Source organism: Lentilitoribacter sp. EG35, from assembly GCF_040784015.1.
GTDB lineage: Bacteria > Pseudomonadota > Alphaproteobacteria > Rhizobiales > Rhizobiaceae > Lentilitoribacter.
On record NZ_JBFNGQ010000001.1, the window covers coordinates 220,227 to 239,941 of the forward strand.

A 19,715-nucleotide genomic window follows, 5' to 3' on the forward strand; every position below is an offset into this window, starting at 1 on the left:
ACGTAAATGACAAAGCGTGTCATTAAACCCGAAGACTTGAGATCACGTAATTGGTTTAATAACCCTGATGATCCTGAGATGACAGCACTCTATTTAGAGCGCTATTTAAACTATGGCCTCACACGCGATGAGCTGCAGTCTGGCAAACCAATCATTGCTATTGCGCAAACAGGCTCTGATCTTTCACCTTGCAACAGGCATCATATTGAGCTTGCGAAGCGTGTTCGTGATGGAGTGATTGCAATGGGTGGTACGGTGATTGAAATTCCCGTTCACCCTATTCAAGAAACAGGCAAACGCCCAACTGCGATGCTTGATCGAAATCTCGCATACCTCTCATTGGTCGAAACGCTGTACGGTTATCCAATAGATGGTGTTGTCCTTACAGTTGGATGCGATAAGACCACGCCGGCCTTGTTGATGGCTGCTGCAACAGTTAACATTCCAGCGATCGCCTTATCTGTCGGACCGATGCTCAATGGATGGTACAAAGGTGAGCGAACTGGTTCTGGTACGATAATGTGGAAAGCGCGTGAACTCCGCGCCAAGGGTGAGATCGATGACGCAGGTATGATTGAACTTGTTGCATCCTCTGCGCCATCAGTTGGTTATTGCAACACAATGGGGACAGCGACAACGATGAATTCGTTGGCCGAAGCGCTGGGTATGCAACTTCCAGGCTCTGCGGCGATTCCAGCGCCATACAGAGAACGTGGCCAGATGGCGTATGAGACCGGTAAGCGTATTGTTGATATGGTTTGGGAAGATCTTGTTCCAACTAAAATCATGACGCGCGAAGCCTTTGAAAATGCGATTGTTGTAAATTCTGCTATTGGTGGGTCTACAAATGCACCTATTCATCTAAACGGTATCGCTCGCCATCTGGGTGTTTCTCTTGATAATCAGGACTGGCAAAATATAGGGCATAAAATTCCGATGATTGTGAATCTGCAGCCTGTTGGTGAATATCTTGGCGAGGATTATCATAGAGCAGGGGGTGTTCCTGCTGTCGTATCTCAATTGCTCGCACATGACCTTCTGCCTTATCCGGACGCTATTACAGCCAATGGTAAAACCATGGCTGAAAATTGTGCAGATGTGCAGATCGAGAATCCTGATGTCATCAAGAAAATTCCGGAGCCTATGAAGCAAGATGCAGGTTTTATCAATCTATCTGGTAATTTATTTGATTCTGCCATTATGAAAACAAGTGCGATATCAGAGGCTTTTAGAGAAACCTATTTGTCTGACCCAGATATGCCCAATGCATTTGAAGGGCGCGCTATTGTATTTGATGGTCCGGAACAGTTCCATGCAACCATTGATGATCCCAAGTTAAATATCGACGCAAATTGTATTCTAATCATGCGTGGCGCAGGACCGATTGGTTATCCTGGCGGTGCTGAAGTTGTGAATATGCGTGCGCCAGATTATCTCTTGAAGAAGGGTGTTGAGGCTCTGCCATGTATTGGTGATGGTCGGCAATCTGGTACATCGGGTTCACCATCAATTTTAAATGCCTCACCGGAGGCCGCAGCAGGCGGCGGATTAGCACTTGTGCAAACTGGCGATATGGTCAAGATTGACCTGAATGCATGTTCTGCTGATATCTTGATCAGTGATGAGGAATTGGAGACACGCAGACAGGCACTTACTGCTGGAGGCGGTTTTCCTCATCCTGCAAGTCAATCACCTTGGCAGCAATATTTTCGTGAGATGGTAGAGCCTTTTTCTGAGGGTATGGTCTTGCGTGACGCACCGAATTATCAATCTATTGCGAAGAAAAACTTACCTCGCGATAATCATTAGTTATCCGTTTTAAACAATTACTCTGGGAGTTTATAAATGAAACTTGTTCGTTATGGTAAAGTGGGAAGTGAAAAACCGGGCTTAATTGATAAGGAAGGCCAGCTCCGTGATCTTTCAGATCATGTTGCTGATATTGATGGTTCAATGCTTTCGCCATCTTCCTTGAGCAAACTTCAAGATTTGGATGAAAGTTCATTGCCAAAAGTTGATGGTACTCGCCGTTTGGGTGCCTGTGTTGGATCTGTTGGCAAGTTAATGTGTATTGGCTTGAATTATTCTGACCATGCTAAAGAATCTAACCTTCCGATACCTGAACATCCAATCCTATTCATGAAAGCAACCTCGGCTATCGTGGGGCCGAATGATACCGTATCAATTCCAAAAGATTCTAAAAAATCAGATTGGGAAGTTGAGCTTGGCGTTGTTATTGGAAAAGCGTGCAAATATGTAAGTGAAGCTGATGCGCTGGATTATGTGGCGGGTTATTGTGTTTGTAATGATGTCTCTGAGCGTCACTTTCAAACCGAATTAACAGGCCAATGGACAAAGGGAAAGTCTTGCGACACATTTGGGCCACTTGGTCCGTGGTTGGTCACAAAAGACGAAATACCTAATCCTCAGGGGCTCAATATGTGGTTGGATGTAAACGGGTCTAGAATGCAAACCGGGAATACATCCACGATGATTTTTACTGTCGCGCAGATCATCTCACATCTTTCTCAGATGATGACCTTGCACCCCGGTGATGTGATTTCAACGGGTACGCCTCCTGGTGTTGGAATGGGTATGAAACCTCCTATTTATTTGAAAAAGGGAGATGTAATGTCCTTATCAATCGACGGACTTGGCACACAGATGCAGGATGTCGACGAGGATTCATAGACAATCAGTAAAAGTCGGTTAAATGAATAATGCCAGACTTAAGGCGAATAATCATCTGGCATTATTCCGATTCCCTGATATTTGACAAAAATTGCCACGTCATGTTTTAAATATGAGAAAAGGGGTTCACTTTTCTTAGAATTGTTCTAAATTAGAAAGAACATAAAGTTGGGATGATTTCATGCGATTAACACGACAAACAAATTATGCAATGCGGATGCTGATGTACTGTGCTGCAAATGATGAAGATTTAAGTCGCATTGCAGAAATTGCAAAATCCTACTCTGTATCAGAATTATTCTTGTTTAAAATTTTGCAACCTTTGGCAAAGGGTGGACTTGTTCAGACAATACGAGGCCGAAATGGTGGTGTACGGCTGGCTCGTCCCGCTAAAGACATTTCATTGCTCGATGTTGTTCGGGTGACCGAAGATAACTTTGCAATGGCAGAGTGTTTTGAAAATGATGCAGCAGAATGTCCACTTGTGAATAGTTGTGCATTGAATACTGCTTTGCGTGAGGCGTTGAACGCATTTTTTGATGTTTTATCTAAGTATTCTATCGATGATTTGGTAAAAGCTCGCCCAGATATTAATGCACTTCTAGGTCTGGATGAATTGCTGGACGACGTTCCCGCCGCCTAGCATAATTTTGGACGATTTAACCAACGGCTTTGAGCGTGCTGAAATAGTCAGCGCGGAACATATTGATGTCTGTGTCGACCAATACATTGAGATCCGGGCGGTCTTTAAATGCGTCTGATAATGTCATTTTACCCGCTGGCAAACCTATTGATTGCCCAATCGCCGGTCCTTCGGTCACTACACTTACGGCACAACGTCTAACGGTAAATGCACCTGGTGCTGTTACCCACATCAGTGCCATGACATCGTGAGGAACCAAACCATCAAGACCTGCGACATTGCGGTAGAAGTTGATGTAAAACTGGGACATTTCTTTAAGCGGTATGCCCATTTTTTCATTGTCACGTGCGATCATGTCCATGTCATGCTCATTGAAGATTACCGGCATTGTGCAATCCATCGGAGCTAATGTCATGGGCCAGTTAGCGGCAAGTGCCTGATCTGCCGCGTGTGGATCATTCCAAAAATTGGCTTCGGCGACAGGTGTTACATTGCCCGGATAGAAAACAGCACCACCCATAATCACAACCTCTTTCACTCGTGATGTGATTGTTGGGTCGAGCTTAAGCGCAAGTGCTAAGTTCGTTAAAGGACCAACAGCACAGATCGTGATTTCCCCCGGATGCTGTTTGGTTTTTTCAACCAGATATTCGGCGGCTGAAAGTGCGACTTCTTTTTGATCAGATTCTGGGAAGTCATATCCGCCGAAACCGTTAGCACCGTGTACATGATGGCTTGGTGTATTGCCCTCGATACTGATTGGATTGGCCGCGCCACGCGCCACATCTGCTGTACCGCCGAAGGCAGGTAGAACTTGTAAAGCATTTGTTGTTGCCTGATCAATCGTGACATTGCCAAAAATAGTTGTGAGGCCAATAAGGTCGATTTCTGGATGTGCTATAGCATATGCGATAGCTAGCGAATCATCGATCCCAGGATCAGTATCAATTATGATTTTATGCACTTTGTTACCTTGTAAGAGTTTAAAAAATCACGGAAAATCGTGAATTAAGTATAGAAAACAGCCACTTAGATCGCAAGATAGAGGCAAGTTTCATATGTCAAATTGTCCTCGACCGGCGGCACTTCGGGCCCTATCCCGTGGTGGCACAGAGGGCGCGCTTTAGTCAAGCGCGCCCTTGCTTATTTTAGGTTGTCACTATTTGTTAGAAACGCGATAGCATCAGCTGGACTGATGGCTTCACTCATTGGTACTTTGAACTCTCGTCTGTCGATGATATCGCCGTTTGCTACATCAAACCCATCGCAATCTATGCCTATTAATCGCCAGCCACTTTCATTGTTTTTTGCATGATTTGACAGGAAATCTTTATGCTGATTATTGATAATATTGATAATCTCGCTTTCCATCATTGATAATTTCGTTTCAATCGATAGAAAATCATTCGGCTTGAGATGAAATGCCTTACCGAAACCACCATTTAAATTTGCCGATTTCGCATCAATTTGGAAGATCTGAAAATCAGCAAACCCGATGTAAAGTTCAGACTTCGGGTGACGAGCAATAAAGCGTGCTCGAATATTTGAATATTGGTCGCTTTCTTTCGGAATTAGTCGGGCATTCCCCTGCAATGAAATTCGTGGATGGGCGACCGGGTCACCCTTCTTAGGTTCACCCAACAGCAATGATACCTGATTGTTTTTTTTGATTGCCTTTGTGTGGTCAGATAGTTCTGAAATTAAAATGACAGGATTTCCTGTTGCATCTGTTCCGACCAGAACCCGACTTACAAGCGGAGAGCCATCATCTTGCAAAACACCAATTGCTCCGAACCGTGCCGTTCTAATCAGTTGGCGAGCGAGAACACGAGCATCGTTGTTGGTTTCGTTAATTGGGTTCACTTGTTTCTGCATTTTATTCGGATACCTGTTGATAGTTATAATTTTGGCTAGCAATTAAACGTGATGGTACGCATGTGTTTGAATACTAATATGGGAGATGTAAAGTGGCAAAACTCTATTTTAGCTATGCGTCGATGAATGCTGGAAAGTCTACGCTGCTGTTGCAAGCATCATATAATTATCAGGAACGTGGCATGAGGACGGTCTTGCTCAATGCATCGCTCGATAATCGTGCAGGTAGTGCAGGCAAAATTGGCTCCCGTATCGGGCTTGAGAGTGAGTCGACTGCATTCGAAGAAGATGACAATTTATATGAGATTGTTAAGGCTAAACTTGCCGATGGTAACATTGCATGCGTGTTTGTTGACGAGGCAAATTTTATGTCAGCGGAGCAGGCTTGGCAGTTGTCAGATGTTGTTGATGATTTGAATATTCCGGTCATGGCCTATGGTCTGAGAACAGACTTCCAGGGAAAGTTATTTCCGGGATCGAAGATCTTACTGTCGATTGCAGATGAAATACGAGAAGTGCGAACTATTTGTGACTGTGGACGCAAAGCAACGATGGTTGTGCGCCAAGATGGAGATGGAAATGTTGTTAAAGATGGCGCGCAAATCGTGGTTGGCGGTAATGAGAGTTACGTTTCCTATTGTCGACAGCATTGGAAAGAGGCGATAGGGTATAAAAATACCAATGATTGATTGAAATATTGGGTATTCAGATTGATTTTTTCGTTTCTAATCCTAGATTAGAGGCACTTATTATTAATTTTGGCATTAGGTTCAAATAAAGGTCGGGGAAATTTTATGGCATCACTTGTTTCAATGGATAAAGAAATTGAGCAAACACGCGATCAGGTCAAGGAGATGCGAGATAAGATAGATGCATCCGGCCGTGTACTTGATGAGTTAGCAAAGGCAGACACAAAGATCGGTGATGCTGAATTTGATATCGAAAATGCGCGTATTGATGATGTGCTCAAGCAACAAAAGATTATGGAGAGCAATATTGCTGACCTGATCATTGGCCTGGAAGATGCAACAAATGTTTTCGGTTCTGAATTTGAAAGCATGAAAAGCTACACTGGGTATGAAAAGTTCATTGGTTTGTTTTCAAAGCAAAAAATGCAGCGCATGCGCTCAGATCGCGTGCGTAACATGTCACTGGCCGGCAATTTGCAAGAGCTTTTAACGAAATCTGATTCAATTGTAGGGATTTTGACGGACCAGAAGGATGTGCTTGAGCTTCGCTATAAGACATCGGAGAAAAGCCTGACTGAAGTTATTGAACGTCGTAAAACAGCGATGAGTTCGCTTGAAGCAACGCAATCCCGCATTGATGAGTTAAACCCGATATTGCTAGATATTGAAAATAAAATTGCTGCCTCTACGGATCAAAAAGAGCGCACAAGTCTTGAGGCTGAGCGAGCGAAAGTTGCAACTGAGTATAATGAAGCACAAGCCAAAGAACAGGAACTGCTGGCTGAGAGCCAAACATTGGAACGCTATACGTCCATGTTTGAGACTTTCGTTGATTCATTGAATAACCAGATTGCTGCACAGAACACGTTGATTAACAAGCTCACGATCGATACAGAACAGCGAATTGTCCTTTACAAGGCTCTGGAAGATTCTTTGAAAACGGCTGCGCAGCAGGACGTTGCTCACAAGATCAATACACTCGGTAGTGCCGTTGATACAGCGGCGGAAGAAACAATGGCTGGAATTGGTGCCGCAGCTCAACGCCACATAGGCGACCTGCTTGAAATGCATGAGAAAAATATGCTTTCAACGGATGATATTCAGCGCCGGAAAAAACTTGCTGACGAAGCATTTTCGCGCCGTTTTCAAGCGGTTATGGATAAGCATAATGCTGCAGATTACGTGAAGCCGTAGAGCCGATCCGAGGGTAAGATATTGAACGCACAAGCCGGACAAAGTACGGTTCAGCGATATTTTCAATCTATGAATTTCGCTTTGGATGGTCTGCGAGTATTTCTCTCAGATAGTAGTTCTCCACTTTATGGCCATGAGCTTGTTGGTAAAACCATCGAGCCATACTTATCAAAACTCACAACGACGTTTTCTTGTTGGGAGCATCGATTAGCGCTTAAGTCAAAATTTCGGATTGATCAGGCGGAAAGTGGTTTTCCCGTATTCCAAAATCTTTTGGAACTGGAGGCTGATCGTAAAGATGCAGATCGTGAGCTTGCCAAGCTGCGTGATCCAGCTCTTATTAAGAAGGAGATGATTGACCACATCTTTCGCCGTAAAGGGTTTCCTAAAGAGCAGCAATCCGAGATTGCAGAATATCATTATTTAAGCCAGATTCAGAAGGGCGAGATATTTAATTCACATATCTTGCCAGAAACTATAAAAGTGTCTGTGAACCCACGAAACGGTCGACCATTTTACGTGCTTCACTGGGGTGCATTTGACGGCTCTGCGACGCTTCCGATTGTTTATATGGCAACGATTGAAGACTCGAGCCAGAAGATTTCAGAAATGCTGGTTGGCAAGAATGGTAAGTTGAAGCCAAATTTGAATATTCCATTGCCTGTGGGCGGCCTTCTTAATCCTGAGTTTGCTGTTCAATTTGATGAATTTACTGGAAAGAATAGTTCATATTCTTTGAAGCCAATAACAATTGCACAGAACTTAGATGAGGATTTTGAATATCTCCACCTAAAGCAATTGCGCCGTTTTGTCTTAGGCCCGTTTTATGGAGCAGGATTTACTGCAAATAGTGACAGGGTATCGCAAATATTATCGAAAGTTAGAAAACCTCAAAATGCGTGGGTGCTAACATGGACAATGCAGGAAGTGTTCTCAAAAGCTGAGCGTCCTGCAAAACGTGGATTATGGTCGTCTAGCCCCGCTCGTGATGAGTTTCATATCAATACCGATGATCTGGAAGCAACGCGGCAGGGTGTGAGTCATTATGAAAAACATGCATTGGTGCCGCACGAAGCTTATCAGGCGCTTTATGCTGATGGTCAGGCATCCGAGTTGTTTAATGGCTTCACCGTGCATGTAATTTCTGGCAATCAAGTGATAGGGGTCTAATCAATGGAACAAAGTAGTGGCCTGACAACAATCCATGAAGATGAGATTAAATCTCATCTTTCAACGGCTCAGATGCTTATTACAAGATTTATCACGCTTGAGCAGAGCGATGCACGTTCATCGACCCCGCTCGCAGGGACAAGGCGAAGATTTGTATCAACCGTTTCCAGTCGCGGGACACGAAAAACTAATGAAGTCGAATTGGCGAAAATGTTAAAGGGGATCAGCCCTGAAGATGATTTATTATCTGTAGCTCAACATAATTTGCTATTTCGCACACGACGCGGGGCGGCTGTGGCTCTTGCGATTGCGGATAATTTTGCGAAATCGACTTCTCTAGAAGATCTGAAATCACAGAACGCTACGTCTCCTTTATCGGGTGAAGATGCCAAAAATTATAAAAATCTTCTGGCTGCATCGGCTTATGTAACAGCGTTTACCGTAACTTGTTATCTCATGCGCCATTTACCAGTGGATACGGATGCGGTGAATGATGTTGAGGCTCCGGACTTTAATTTCGATACTCCGCAAGATGTACTTAAATCAATCATATCTGGTCTAGAGGATGTTGCTGATGGCGTATCATCTGATGATACGCTTGTTTCTCGATGTAGAACTTATATTGAACAAACCCTTCAAGCTTTGATTTCAAGACGTAAAAGATTTGTTGCCCTGCAAGGCTTTGCAAATAGCCACATTCGTATCGAGCAAGATGATTTCACAATTGATGGATTTGAAACGCCACCAGGTAAAGCGCGCAAGCAACTGGTGATGAATTTCAAAAAACCAAATGAAATTATCGGAAACCATATTGCCAAGTATCAGGCGCTAAAACTTGCTAAAATGTTGATGGCGTATGATTTTGATCGCCAGATGAATCCCTTTGTGGAGCAGGGCGGTTTTGTGTTTACCTTTATTGGGGACGGTATGCCGGGTACGGGTAAAACAATCCTTATTCAAATGCTTGCAGGTATGATCAATGATTATTGTCAGGTCGCGGGTTATCCGTTCCATTATGAAAATTTCGGCGTAGATCAAATCTCATCTTATCAGGGTAAATCTGGTCAAAACTGCAAAGAATTTGTCAATAATGTGATTGATCCTCGGGCTATTTCTTTGGGTACGGTGGATGATATTGATCAGGTTGCGGCAAAACGATCTGACGATAAGGCATCTGCCGGACAGCAAGAAGTCACCGCTGTTTTGATGGAAAGTTTTGCAGGCGCGTCAACGGTTATTCGCGGAAACTGCGCATTTGGCATGTTCTCTAACTATCCGGAGAATGTGGATGATGCATTGCGTCAAAGAGCAAGCGCGAGATGGCTCGTTGATGGCCCCCAATCAGAAGATGATTATGTCGATATCTTTGTTTTATTGGCTGGTAAAAATCATTCAATCGACTTGGGCGATCATGATCTTTTTGAGGGGCAGCAAATCAAGAAAGCTGTCGCGCAGAGTTATGAAGGTCACAGCCGCCCAAAGGAAGAGGGGCTACTGAAAGTTTGGGATCGTTTTGAACAAGAAAACGGTGCGATTAAAAGCATGGCAGATGTGGGTGGTTATCTACATGCTATCAAACAGGCGGAATCACGCTTTACCGGTCGTGCAATTAAAAATATTACTGACGCAATAAAAATGCGGTCTATGGATGTAGAACTTCCTGATGAATGGTTTGAAACACCGGAAGCATTTATGCATAAGTCTTATGACGAAAAATCAGATATGATTTCAGAACTTCGCCAGCCATTTACAATGGAAATGGTTTTGCAGGAAATCAATCGATACGCGGATTCAGAATTTAGATACACCGATAAAAGTGATGCGGCGGCTGTGGAAGAGATTATTCGACGTGAACGCCAGCGTGAACGTGCTATCGGTGAAATTGAAGCCATGCGTGCAGATGGCAGGTGGGCTGAATGAAGCTACTTTATGAAAACGATCTGATTTATGGGCGCTTGTTGGATGTCTCACAAGATTATCTTGTCGAACGCTATAGAAAAGCAATGATTGGTTTTGGACTAAAACCAACTGCATTAGATCAATTTCATGTTGATATGACTGGTTTTTCACCCGAAATTGCGAACGAGATGGATGATCAGAATTACCTTGATCCACTTGGTGTAAATCGACGATTTGTTATTGTTTCTCCAGAGCAGGAGCATTTGCCTGTTGTCCATACCCAGTTCTCGAATACAGGCGAGCTGATGCATCGGTTCTTTCGGGCAAATGAACGAGCACTGAGGGCTGTTACAATTAAAGACGCTCTTTATGGCGAGATTGATGATCCGATTGCGCGTGTTGAAGATATTGAAGATATTTTATCCATCGAAGAAGTTCAGTTTGATGTGAAATCTGCCGATGAATTGCTTGATAAAGCCAATGAACTTCGCACTCTTGCTGATCGTTTAGAGGTTAACGAACATGCGTGGCGGGATGACGCTCTGATTGATCGCATGGTCGAACTAGCAGCAAAAACCGGAGATATTCGCCATAATAAACTTGTTCCGGATCATTTGGTTTTTGATCAAGGTTCATTTTGGGCAAACCATTTCGGTGGAATTTTTATTTTCAAAGACGAGCGAACAACAACAGTCATTTGCGATTCAAAAGCACCTGGGTTTCGCCGATCTAGACCGTGGCAAGTCAGTTATATAGATATTGATGACTACAAAAACATTTTTCAGTTCCTGACGTCCTCAGATCGGTTGCAAAGGCCAAATGATAAGTGGGCTTTGAAATCAGGTTTTTTTGATCACCGAGCCGAGATGGCTGTTCGAGACATTCTTGCGGAAAAACAAGCTTATCCATCCTTTAACTCACTTGCGGACCCTGCAATAAAATCATGGTTACGGGACAATAGAAAATTGGTTCGCAAAGATGGCCGATTTGATATTTATCAAGACGCTGCCGAACGAATTGATGATGTTGGGAAGCTAGCCACGCATGAACTGAATGCGGAAAGCTGGCTTCGTGTTTCGCGGGGCAACCCAATGCATGATGAGACGTGGCTTGTGAATCGTTTATTATCGCGTCTTAATCCGTATGATTTTGTTTCGCGGTTTGTTTTTGATAAGCAAGGGTTCTATGAAGCTTATCAGAACTATAATGATGAGTTTAAGCAAGTGGTTGTAGACGTGCTCAAGAATTCCTATCTCAAAGATAAGGCAGCTTGGCGCCAGCGCTATTATCAAACAGAGGGGACATCAGGTTATGCTTGATCCTGTTATAGAATTTTTCGGAAAAATATTCTCAGCTATCAAACGCGGTTTCTTGGCTGTTATAGCGTTTATCTTAGCCCCATTTGTCGCGCTGATTGCTTGGTATAAAGCAAGCGGTTGGATTTTACGGATTGTTATCGGCTTCGTCGTTTTCTTTATTTTCGGCGGGTATGGTTATTTCACCTACAATACGCAAGTGTGGCATGGTTTTGATCCGCAATATACTGACAAGTATGAATTTTCTGAAGCAGCTATTCCTGGCACTGTGGTTGGAAATGATCTTTGTGCGCCATCTGGCATTGTGACAGTAACTGGCGATCTTATTGATTTTAATGTTAATCACAATGCATGGGTTTCTTCAAGCCTGCTTTATAAAGCAGGCTTTTTCGGTATCGACTGGGACCACACACCGTTCTTTGATAATAAAGCCTCGTTTCAAAGAGGTGTTAATCAGGCGATCCGACGAACAACTGCGGAGTTGGTTGATACGCTAGGTCGTGTTCGTGGCACCTCACAAGTTGATAATGACTTACAAGAAGCGCGTGGAGTTATGCAAACCGATGAGGAACGTTGGTATTTTAGTACAAACCCATTTGGTTTCACAACGCCCTCTCAGAGTTATTACCGAAGTGGGTTGGGGCATTTGAATGGCTATAACCAACGATTGGTTAAGTGCGATGCTGTGTTTGATGCGCGAGCTGATAATCTCATTCGGTTTTTAGATCGTATTGCATCTGATATAGGCTCCACATCTGCAATTCTTCGTACACGCTCAGAAACAAGTAATGCCGGTTGGTTTGATACGCGTGCTGATGATCGCTTCTGGTTCGCTTTTGGTCAGCTTTATGCCTACCATGGTATTTTGCAGGCCGCCCATGCCGATTTTGTAGAGGTTATCAGTCAACGTAATCTTGATCGTCCGTGGGATGAAATGGAAGAGCAGCTCGTCGCGGCGTTGCGTATTCAACCTGCTGTTATCTCAAACGGTAATGAGAGTGGTTGGATTATGCCAACTCACTTGGCGACAATGGGTTTTTATATTCTTAGATTTAGATCAAACCTGATAGAAATCCGTTCAATTCTTGATCGCTAACACCGCAATTGCAGTCCTGCGAATTGCGATTATAGAATTGTTTGCATGTAGACACTTGCATGTTGATCTTAGCTGAGCTATCCAATGTGTCATGAATATACAAATGCAAAATGGTATGTGGTGGTGGGCTCGCTAAAAGCGGCCGTTGCATATATTTGCTTTTTGTTTGAGGTCGCGTTTTGAAAAATACGCGGCTTTTTTTGTGCGCTGAATTAAGATGGATTATAAAATTATGAGTGCTGAAGCTGAGACTTACGTCACAAAAGGTGGAGTGACAATTGCAAGGACACGCAAACCGCGATCCTATAGTGATGCGACTTCCACATATATCAACGCGCTTGATTCACGTCGAGGTGCAGCATTCTCATCCAATTATGAATATCCCGGTAGATATACCCGGTGGGATACGGCCATTGTCGATCCGCCATTGGGGATTTCTGCGATTGGTCGCAATATCTCGATTGACGCTTATAACCAACGTGGGACGGTTTTATTGTCGATGATCTTGGCGGCACTAGATGGAAAGGCTGACGTGCAGATTCTTGAAACGAAAGAAACTCATGCAGAAGTAGTTGTTGCGGAACCTCACCGCCAGTTTACGGAAGAAGAGCGATCAAAAATGCCAACTGTGTTTACAGTTCTGCGCATTATTGTGGATCTCTTTCACTCAGATCAGGATGGCAATTTAGGTCTGTTCGGATCATTTGGTTATGATTTGACATTCCAATTCGATCCTATCGAATACAAAATCGAGCGCTCCGATACTCAGCGGGATCTTGTGCTGTTTTTACCCGACGAGATTTTGGTAGTTGACCATCATTCAACGGAAGCATGGGTGGAAAGTTATGAATTCTCTACCGACAAGCTGACTACTGAAGGTAAAGATGCCAGTATTGAAGAAACTCCATTTTTGCCGGCCGAAAAAACACCACCTCGCGGTGATCACAACCCAGGTGAATATGCAAAACTCGTTGAGAAAGCAAAAGAGAGTTTTAGGTGCGGTGATCTTTTTGAAGTTGTTCCGGGGCAAATGTTCTTTGAAAAATGTCAGGATAAGCCCTCTGATATTGCGCGTAGATTGAAAGAAATAAATCCGTCTCCCTATTCGTTTTTCATCAATCTAGGTGAAGGGGAATATTTGGTTGGTGCTTCGCCGGAGATGTTTGTTCGTGTGAATGGTCGCCGGATTGAAACATGTCCGATTTCGGGAACAATCAAACGGGGTAAAGACGCGATAGAAGATTCTGAGCAAATTCTGGCACTCTTAAATTCTAAGAAGGAAGAATCTGAACTCACCATGTGCTCGGATGTTGATCGCAATGACAAAAGTCGTGTTTGCGAACCAGGTTCGGTTCGCATGATTGGACGTCGTCAAATTGAGATGTATTCACGGCTTATTCATACGGTGGACCATATTGAAGGGCGCCTGCGCAAGGGAATGGATGCTTTTGATGGGTTCATGTCTCACGCATGGGCGGTGACGGTTACTGGTGCGCCGAAATTATGGGCTATGCGATTTATCGAAGAGCATGAAAAAAGCGCCAGATGTTGGTATGGTGGCGCTATTGGCATGATTAATTTCAATGGTGATATGAATACCGGTCTTACGCTTCGTACAATTCGTATTAAAGATGGCATTGCCGAAGTGCGGGCAGGCGCAACCTTGCTTAATGATTCTGTACCCGAAGATGAAGAGGCGGAAACTGAGTTGAAAGCATCGGCTATGTTGGCAGCGGTTAGGGGAGATTTGGCAAGCAATAGTGCAAGTACGTCGGCAAGAGGAAACGCTGTTGGTAACGGTGTATCCATACTCCTCGTGGATCATGAAGATTCATTTGTGCATACGCTTGCCAATTACTTCCGCCAAACAGGAGCCGAGGTGACTACTGTTAGGTCACCTGTTGCTGATGAAGTTTTTGAAAAGTACAAACCAAACTTAGTGGTACTCTCACCTGGTCCAGGGAACCCATCTGATTTTGATTGTAATCGCACAATCAGGCTTGCACAAAGCCACGGTGTTCCGATTTTTGGGGTGTGCTTAGGTATGCAAGCAATCGCCGAATTTTGCGGCGGCAAACTTGGTCAGCTGGATATCCCGATGCATGGAAAGCCGTCTCGCATTTCTGTTAATACCCAAAGTGCTGTTTTTTCAGGATTAGAAGATGAAGTTGCCGTAGGGCGATACCATTCTCTTTTTGTAGACCCTAAGAGCTTGCCCGATAGTATAGAAATAACTGCCCAGACGAGTGATGGTGTTCCTATGGGAATTGAAGATTTGGATAATGGCCTTGCTGCAGTCCAGTTTCACCCAGAATCAATCATGAGTTTGGGGCAAGATGCTGGTATTAAGATGATTGAAAATGTGGTGGCGCACATAGCAAAAAGATAATTTTTGCTGATTAGCACTTGATATGATCTTTGGCGTTTAATTTTCGTCAAACTTTAGTTTATATGGGCACAAATTCCCATAAACTAAAGTTGACCATTCGACAAAACGCTTATAGTTGGCGATTATCGTTTTGATCATGATTGGGTTTCGGATGCGTCCTTTTGGAATTTTACTTATACTTGCTGCTATTCTAACTCCTCTATATTGGTACGCAGAGTGGATTATTGGTCGTGATGGGACGGCGATGTTCAGCCAGTATATTGCCTCTGTTGCCATCATTGCGATGGCGATAACTCAGCTGCTTGCTACTCGAATGCGATGGCTTGAATTCATTTTTGGTGGTTTGGATCGCATTTATATCATTCATAAATGGCTGGGCATTTTGGCGATTACATCACTGTTGATCCACGATACAGTAGATGCAGAACTTAAAGGGCAAGAAACATTTCTAACCGACCTTGGTGAAACACTCGGTGAATTAAGTCTTTATGGTTTGCTGGCCTTGGTCGTGATTACTATTGTAACATTCATTCCTTATAATTTGTGGCGATGGACCCACAAGTTGATGGGTGCTTTTTTCGTCTTTGGTGCCATCCATTATATTCTATTGATGAAGCCACTCGCACCAGTCCTGCCGATCGGTATTTACATGCTGGTATTCTGCGCTCTTGGAATTATCTGCTATATTTACACCTTACTGCCTTTCAGAGGAGGTAAATCCTTCGTCGTAGAAGATATCAGAGATTTGGGTTCGGCGTTATCTGTTACTTTGAAGCCTGAAAAACGAGGTATCTCTCATCGTGCAGGTCAGTTTGCATTTCTGAAATTCAGCCTGCCTGGGTTTGAAGAAGTTCACCCATTCACAATCTCACAAGCTCCAAAGCAAGATGAGACGCTGCGCTTCACAATTAAGCGACTGGGCGATTATACCGGCCGAATTGGCCAAGCGATTAAAGTGGGAACGAAAGCAAAAGTGTCGGGCGCATTTGGCCATTTTAAACGACGCGGTAAAAATCCAGAAATTTGGATTGCTGGTGGTATTGGCATTACGCCATTTTTGGCATGGCTAAGCGAATTGGAGAAAACGGATAATCCCATTCACCTGTTTTACTGTGTGCGAGAGGAGAATGATGCGATCCATCTTGAGGAATTGAAGTCCAAAACGAAGTTAGAGGGTTTTCATCTGCATCTCGTTGTTTCCTCAAAAGGGCAGAGGCTCTCGGGTAGCATGATTGCTTCAAATGTCGATTTTTTGATTAAAAATGCAGATGTTTATTATTGCGGACCAGAAAGTTTGCGAAAAGCCATGTTGCACGGACTTAAGCGGGAAGGGTTGTCGTCACGCCGATTTCATTATGAGGAGTTTGAAATTAGATCGGGTATAGGTATCCGAAACATTATTGCGTGGCTTCTTGCGCGGTTCCGAACAGGATAGTATCTACTCCTGCATGGGAGACGTGTGATGAATTATTTTGACTTTCTTGATAATCGTAAAGGTATTAGGGCACTTTTTATCGCCCAGACCCTATGTGTTCTATTCTTCATTGGCGATGCAATTCGGGAATTTACTAACGTTCCAGAGAAGATTGGCTTCATCAATTTTGAGGTTTTCGAGTTTGTCATCGTCATCGTTATGGTTATCAGCATGATTGCAACTGGTCGGCAGTTAGTAAATCTTCGCGCTGAATCTGGTCAATTAAAAGAGAAGTTGCGGGCAGCGTCCGGCGAATTCAATGCGGTGCTGCATCAATCATTTCAAGAATGGGGCCTTACCAGTTCTGAAAGTGACGTTGCTTTATTGGCCGTTAAAGGTCTCGGGATAAGTGAGATTTCTGTTATGCGAGAAACCAAAGAAGGTACAATTAAGGCCCAGTTGAACGCCATTTATAAAAAAGCGAATGTGTCTGGACGTCCTCAACTTATTAGCTTTTTTGTCGAAGAGTTGATGACAGGAAATTTTACTGATGGTGCGAAGAGTTCAAATACTATCTGAGCTAATTTGAACATTAGATCAATTTCTCTTGCTATTTTGGTGAGCCAAGTTTAATTATCAACCATTATGATCTTGCCAGTATTAAAAATTCATTTTCTTTTGAACATTAGAAGCGCTGCTTCCAATGCTGGTATTCAATCTGTTCTTCTGCTTATTGGCGGTCGTCGGGCTCATTAACGGGGCGTCCGGCGGTCGATGACCAAGCTGCTCCTTAAGTCTTTACATATTAAATTGAATATTCCATATGAGGACACCCTGTGTTCTATGGCAAAATGTGCCTGAACGGGTGGTTATTACGAGAGAAGAACCATGACTAAAAATGCGAACCCATCATCTTCAAGTAACAAGGGTATGCCCTTTGCATCGGGCAAATATCAACCATATGCGCCAGTACCGCTAACGGATCGAACATGGCCAAACAAGGCTATAACAGAGGCACCGACTTGGTGTTCTGTTGATCTTAGAGATGGAAATCAGGCCTTGGTTGATCCAATGGGACACGACAGAAAAGCAAGAATGTTCAAGCTTTTGCTTGATATGGGTTTCAAGGAAATCGAGATCGGGTTTCCATCTGCATCGCAAACAGATTTTGACTTTGCGCGTTGGTGTATTGAAGAGGGTGGGGTGCCGGATGATGTGTCCCTTCAAGTATTGGTGCAGTGCAGACCCGAGTTGATCACACGTACTTTTGAGGCGTTAAAGGGTGCCAATAAGCCTATTGTTCATTTCTATAATTCAACTTCAGAATTACAGCGCCGCGTGGTGTTTGGTAAGGATGTGAATGGCATAAAGCAAATCGCTGTTGACGCAGCCAAAATGATTATCGATATGGCTGAAGAAGCAGGTGGCGGTTATCGTTTTCAGTATTCGCCTGAGAGTTTTACGGGTACAGAGTTGGAAGTATCGCTTGATATCTGCAATGCGGTTGTTGCTGAAATACAGCCAACGCCAGAAAATAAGTTGATATTAAATTTGCCCGCAACCGTTGAAATGTCGACACCAAATATTCATGCTGATCAGATCGAATGGTTCTGCCGAAATGTGGACCGCAGGGACAGCGTTACTATTTCTCTACACCCGCATAATGACAGAGGTACCGGAATTGCAGCAACAGAGCTTGCACTTATGGCTGGTGCCGACCGTGTTGAAGGAACGTTATTTGGGAATGGTGAGCGAACCGGTAATGTTGATGTTGTGACATTGGCATTGAATATGTTTACTCAAGGGGTTGATCCCAAACTTGATTGTACGGATATCGAACGTATCAAAGACGTGTATGAATATTCCAACCAAATGAAGGTTCCTCAACGCCATCCGTATGTGGGTGAATTGGTTTACACTGCGTTTTCCGGATCACACCAAGATGCTATCAACAAAGGTATGAAATCTATCAAACAAGCGAATAAGCCACTTTGGGAAGTGCCTTATTTACCGATTGATCCGCAGGATGTTGGTCGTACATATGAAGCTATAATTCGTATTAACTCTCAATCAGGTAAGGGCGGTATTGCTTATATTCTGAATGAAGATTACGGGATTAGTTTACCGCGTGCACTTCAAATTGAATTTAGTAAGGAAGTACAAAAAGTTACAGATGACGAAGGTGTTGAATTGCCAGCGGAACGGATTTACGAACATTTCATGGGCATCTATGTACATCAAGAAGGTAGTCGCCTTAAATTTATAGATCATACAACGCATACTCATCCGGAAAACGAGAGTTTAAGAGAGATCATTGCTCGAATTTCTGATGGTGGTGTTGAACACGAAATTAAAGGTGTAGGCACTGGTCCAATTGATGGTTTTATCAACGCTTTGTCCAAATATCTTGGTGTTGAAATGACGGTAGCCAACTATTCTGAACATTCGCTTCAACATGGCTCTAATGCATCCGCTATTTGTTACATGGAAGTTGAGACGGCAGGTAAAAAGATACACGGTGCTGGTATACACACAAACATCGTGTCTTCATCGTTATCGGCAATTGTTTCTGCTGCTAATCGAATCTTGGAAAACTAGGTATATTTCCGCTGAAATGAGGTGAGCGCAATTATCGCGCTCGCCTATGTTCATGTTTTGTGTTAAGCTTCTGTTAACCATAATTTTTGGACAAAAACCATGTCAAAGAACAAAGATAACATAACAAATGATCGTCGGCTTTCTGATGTCGTTCGTGAGCGCAGGATAGTTGCTGCGGAACGTGAAGATGTCGTCATCGATATGAAAGAGGCCGATAAGGCTCGTCTTGAACTTTTGATGGAGGAGTTGGAGCCTCTCATCAATGATGTTGATCAGGAGGACGATAGGTTTGATTTTTCAATATCTTCTGGCGAACAACCACGGTTTTGGATTGATAGCGTAACGCACGTGCACATGGGGCGTGACAGGAGAACTTTTCGTTTCGTGCGTGATAGTCGACTTGGACGAGTCGTTTTGGCTGAAGATAGCGATTTGAAGACGATAGCGGGCCAAATTGGTAACTACGTCGCGGATCGTGTGATTGAACGAGAGAAAATTATCGAGGGTGATCTCGAAGATTTCAAAGATTATTATTCTCGTATGACGAATGAGAGTCTTGGTCGTAATATAGATCAAGAAGAGACCGATGATACAGAAGTCTTAATCGATGAAAAACGCAGTCAGTCTGGTTCAGCAAGCATGGTTATTGCGATCATCTGGTTTCTTATTGGTGGTGTTTTAGGTCTTGCTTTGACGGTCAATTATTACGACGAGATTATCGCCTTTATTCAATCTGTTTAG

16 protein-coding genes are annotated in these 19,715 nt (G+C 43.5%); 14 read left to right on the top strand and 2 right to left on the bottom strand.

From position 1 onward, the window contains the following. Window positions 1-6 precede the first annotated feature (6 nt). The 3 genes from AB2J24_RS00995 to rirA all read left to right on the top strand — a co-directional run bounded on the left by AB2J24_RS00995 (window position 7) and on the right by rirA (window position 3,334). A complete protein-coding gene (locus AB2J24_RS00995; protein WP_367384110.1) occupies window positions 7-1,809 on the top strand; it encodes an IlvD/Edd family dehydratase in 1,803 nt (600 codons plus the stop codon). Between the two features lie 36 nt (window positions 1,810-1,845). Next, window positions 1,846-2,691: a fumarylacetoacetate hydrolase family protein gene (locus tag AB2J24_RS01000; RefSeq protein WP_367384111.1), complete on the top strand. Its 846-nt coding sequence runs from the start codon at window positions 1,846-1,848 to the stop codon at window positions 2,689-2,691. 181 nt (window positions 2,692-2,872) lie between these two features. Next, window positions 2,873-3,334, top strand: coding sequence for an iron-responsive transcriptional regulator RirA (rirA, locus tag AB2J24_RS01005; protein WP_367384112.1), 462 nt, complete (start codon window positions 2,873-2,875; stop codon window positions 3,332-3,334). Between the two features lie 16 nt (window positions 3,335-3,350). Here rirA and AB2J24_RS01010 read toward each other — a convergent pair whose 3' ends face one another. Both AB2J24_RS01010 and AB2J24_RS01015 read right to left on the bottom strand, forming a co-directional pair. Then, window positions 3,351-4,298: a nucleoside hydrolase gene (locus AB2J24_RS01010; RefSeq protein WP_367384113.1), complete on the bottom strand. Its 948-nt coding sequence runs from the start codon at window positions 4,296-4,298 to the stop codon at window positions 3,351-3,353. A gap of 179 nt (window positions 4,299-4,477) precedes the next feature. After that, window positions 4,478-5,209 carry a HugZ family protein gene (locus AB2J24_RS01015; RefSeq protein ID WP_367384114.1) on the bottom strand — a complete coding sequence of 244 codons (732 nt, stop codon included), beginning with the start codon at window positions 5,207-5,209 and terminating at the stop codon, window positions 4,478-4,480. Between the two features lie 92 nt (window positions 5,210-5,301). Between AB2J24_RS01015 and AB2J24_RS01020 the strand changes: the two genes are divergently transcribed. The 11 genes from AB2J24_RS01020 to AB2J24_RS01070 all read left to right on the top strand — a co-directional run bounded on the left by AB2J24_RS01020 (window position 5,302) and on the right by AB2J24_RS01070 (window position 19,715). Beyond that, window positions 5,302-5,898, top strand: coding sequence for a thymidine kinase (locus tag AB2J24_RS01020; RefSeq protein WP_162652722.1), 597 nt, complete (start codon window positions 5,302-5,304; stop codon window positions 5,896-5,898). Window positions 5,899-6,003: 105 nt separating this feature from the next. Continuing rightward, window positions 6,004-7,092 (top strand): hypothetical protein, encoded by a 1,089-nt coding sequence (locus AB2J24_RS01025; RefSeq protein WP_367384115.1) that lies wholly within the window; start codon window positions 6,004-6,006, stop codon window positions 7,090-7,092. Between the two features lie 69 nt (window positions 7,093-7,161). Next, window positions 7,162-8,262: a hypothetical protein gene (locus tag AB2J24_RS01030; RefSeq protein ID WP_367384497.1), complete on the top strand. Its 1,101-nt coding sequence runs from the start codon at window positions 7,162-7,164 to the stop codon at window positions 8,260-8,262. Window positions 8,263-8,265: 3 nt separating this feature from the next. After that, entirely contained in the window at window positions 8,266-10,182 is a 1,917-nt protein-coding gene (locus tag AB2J24_RS01035; protein WP_367384116.1) for an AAA family ATPase, read from the top strand. Then, the gene (locus AB2J24_RS01040) at window positions 10,179-11,480 is read left to right on the top strand and encodes a DUF6638 family protein (protein WP_367384117.1); all 1,302 of its coding nucleotides are present in this window, start codon (window positions 10,179-10,181) and stop codon (window positions 11,478-11,480) included. Before AB2J24_RS01035 ends, AB2J24_RS01040 begins: the two co-directional genes overlap by 4 nt. Further along, on the top strand, window positions 11,473-12,573 hold the full coding sequence (locus AB2J24_RS01045) for a DUF2333 family protein (RefSeq protein ID WP_367384118.1): 1,101 nt from the start codon (window positions 11,473-11,475) through the stop codon (window positions 12,571-12,573). The genes AB2J24_RS01040 and AB2J24_RS01045 overlap by 8 nt, the downstream gene beginning before the upstream one ends. 217 nt (window positions 12,574-12,790) lie before the next feature. Beyond that, the gene (locus AB2J24_RS01050; protein ID WP_367384119.1) at window positions 12,791-14,962 is read left to right on the top strand and encodes an anthranilate synthase component I; all 2,172 of its coding nucleotides are present in this window, start codon (window positions 12,791-12,793) and stop codon (window positions 14,960-14,962) included. 151 nt (window positions 14,963-15,113) lie between these two features. Next, a complete protein-coding gene (locus AB2J24_RS01055) occupies window positions 15,114-16,397 on the top strand; it encodes a ferric reductase-like transmembrane domain-containing protein (RefSeq protein ID WP_367384120.1) in 1,284 nt (427 codons plus the stop codon). A gap of 27 nt (window positions 16,398-16,424) precedes the next feature. Beyond that, window positions 16,425-16,955, top strand: a complete 531-nt coding sequence (locus AB2J24_RS01060; RefSeq protein ID WP_367384121.1) for a helix-turn-helix transcriptional regulator — start codon at window positions 16,425-16,427, stop codon at window positions 16,953-16,955. Window positions 16,956-17,264: 309 nt separating this feature from the next. Beyond that, on the top strand, window positions 17,265-18,974 hold the full coding sequence (leuA, locus tag AB2J24_RS01065; protein WP_367384122.1) for a 2-isopropylmalate synthase: 1,710 nt from the start codon (window positions 17,265-17,267) through the stop codon (window positions 18,972-18,974). Window positions 18,975-19,073: 99 nt separating this feature from the next. Continuing rightward, window positions 19,074-19,715: a hypothetical protein gene (locus AB2J24_RS01070; RefSeq protein ID WP_162652713.1), complete on the top strand. Its 642-nt coding sequence runs from the start codon at window positions 19,074-19,076 to the stop codon at window positions 19,713-19,715.

Coding starts and splice junctions, on each gene's coding strand:
- AB2J24_RS00995 (WP_367384110.1), top strand. CDS start 7: ATGACAAAGCGTGTCATTAAACCCGAAGACTTGAGATCACGTAATTGG.
- AB2J24_RS01000 (WP_367384111.1), top strand. CDS start 1,846: ATGAAACTTGTTCGTTATGGTAAAGTGGGAAGTGAAAAACCGGGCTTA.
- rirA (WP_367384112.1), top strand. CDS start 2,873: ATGCGATTAACACGACAAACAAATTATGCAATGCGGATGCTGATGTAC.
- AB2J24_RS01015 (WP_367384114.1), bottom strand. CDS start 5,209: ATGCAGAAACAAGTGAACCCAATTAACGAAACCAACAACGATGCTCGT.
- AB2J24_RS01025 (WP_367384115.1), top strand. CDS start 6,004: ATGGCATCACTTGTTTCAATGGATAAAGAAATTGAGCAAACACGCGAT.
- AB2J24_RS01030 (WP_367384497.1), top strand. CDS start 7,162: ATGAATTTCGCTTTGGATGGTCTGCGAGTATTTCTCTCAGATAGTAGT.
- AB2J24_RS01035 (WP_367384116.1), top strand. CDS start 8,266: ATGGAACAAAGTAGTGGCCTGACAACAATCCATGAAGATGAGATTAAA.
- AB2J24_RS01040 (WP_367384117.1), top strand. CDS start 10,179: ATGAAGCTACTTTATGAAAACGATCTGATTTATGGGCGCTTGTTGGAT.
- AB2J24_RS01045 (WP_367384118.1), top strand. CDS start 11,473: ATGCTTGATCCTGTTATAGAATTTTTCGGAAAAATATTCTCAGCTATC.
- AB2J24_RS01050 (WP_367384119.1), top strand. CDS start 12,791: ATGGATTATAAAATTATGAGTGCTGAAGCTGAGACTTACGTCACAAAA.
- AB2J24_RS01055 (WP_367384120.1), top strand. CDS start 15,114: ATGCGTCCTTTTGGAATTTTACTTATACTTGCTGCTATTCTAACTCCT.
- AB2J24_RS01060 (WP_367384121.1), top strand. CDS start 16,425: ATGAATTATTTTGACTTTCTTGATAATCGTAAAGGTATTAGGGCACTT.
- leuA (WP_367384122.1), top strand. CDS start 17,265: ATGACTAAAAATGCGAACCCATCATCTTCAAGTAACAAGGGTATGCCC.
- AB2J24_RS01070 (WP_162652713.1), top strand. CDS start 19,074: ATGTCAAAGAACAAAGATAACATAACAAATGATCGTCGGCTTTCTGAT.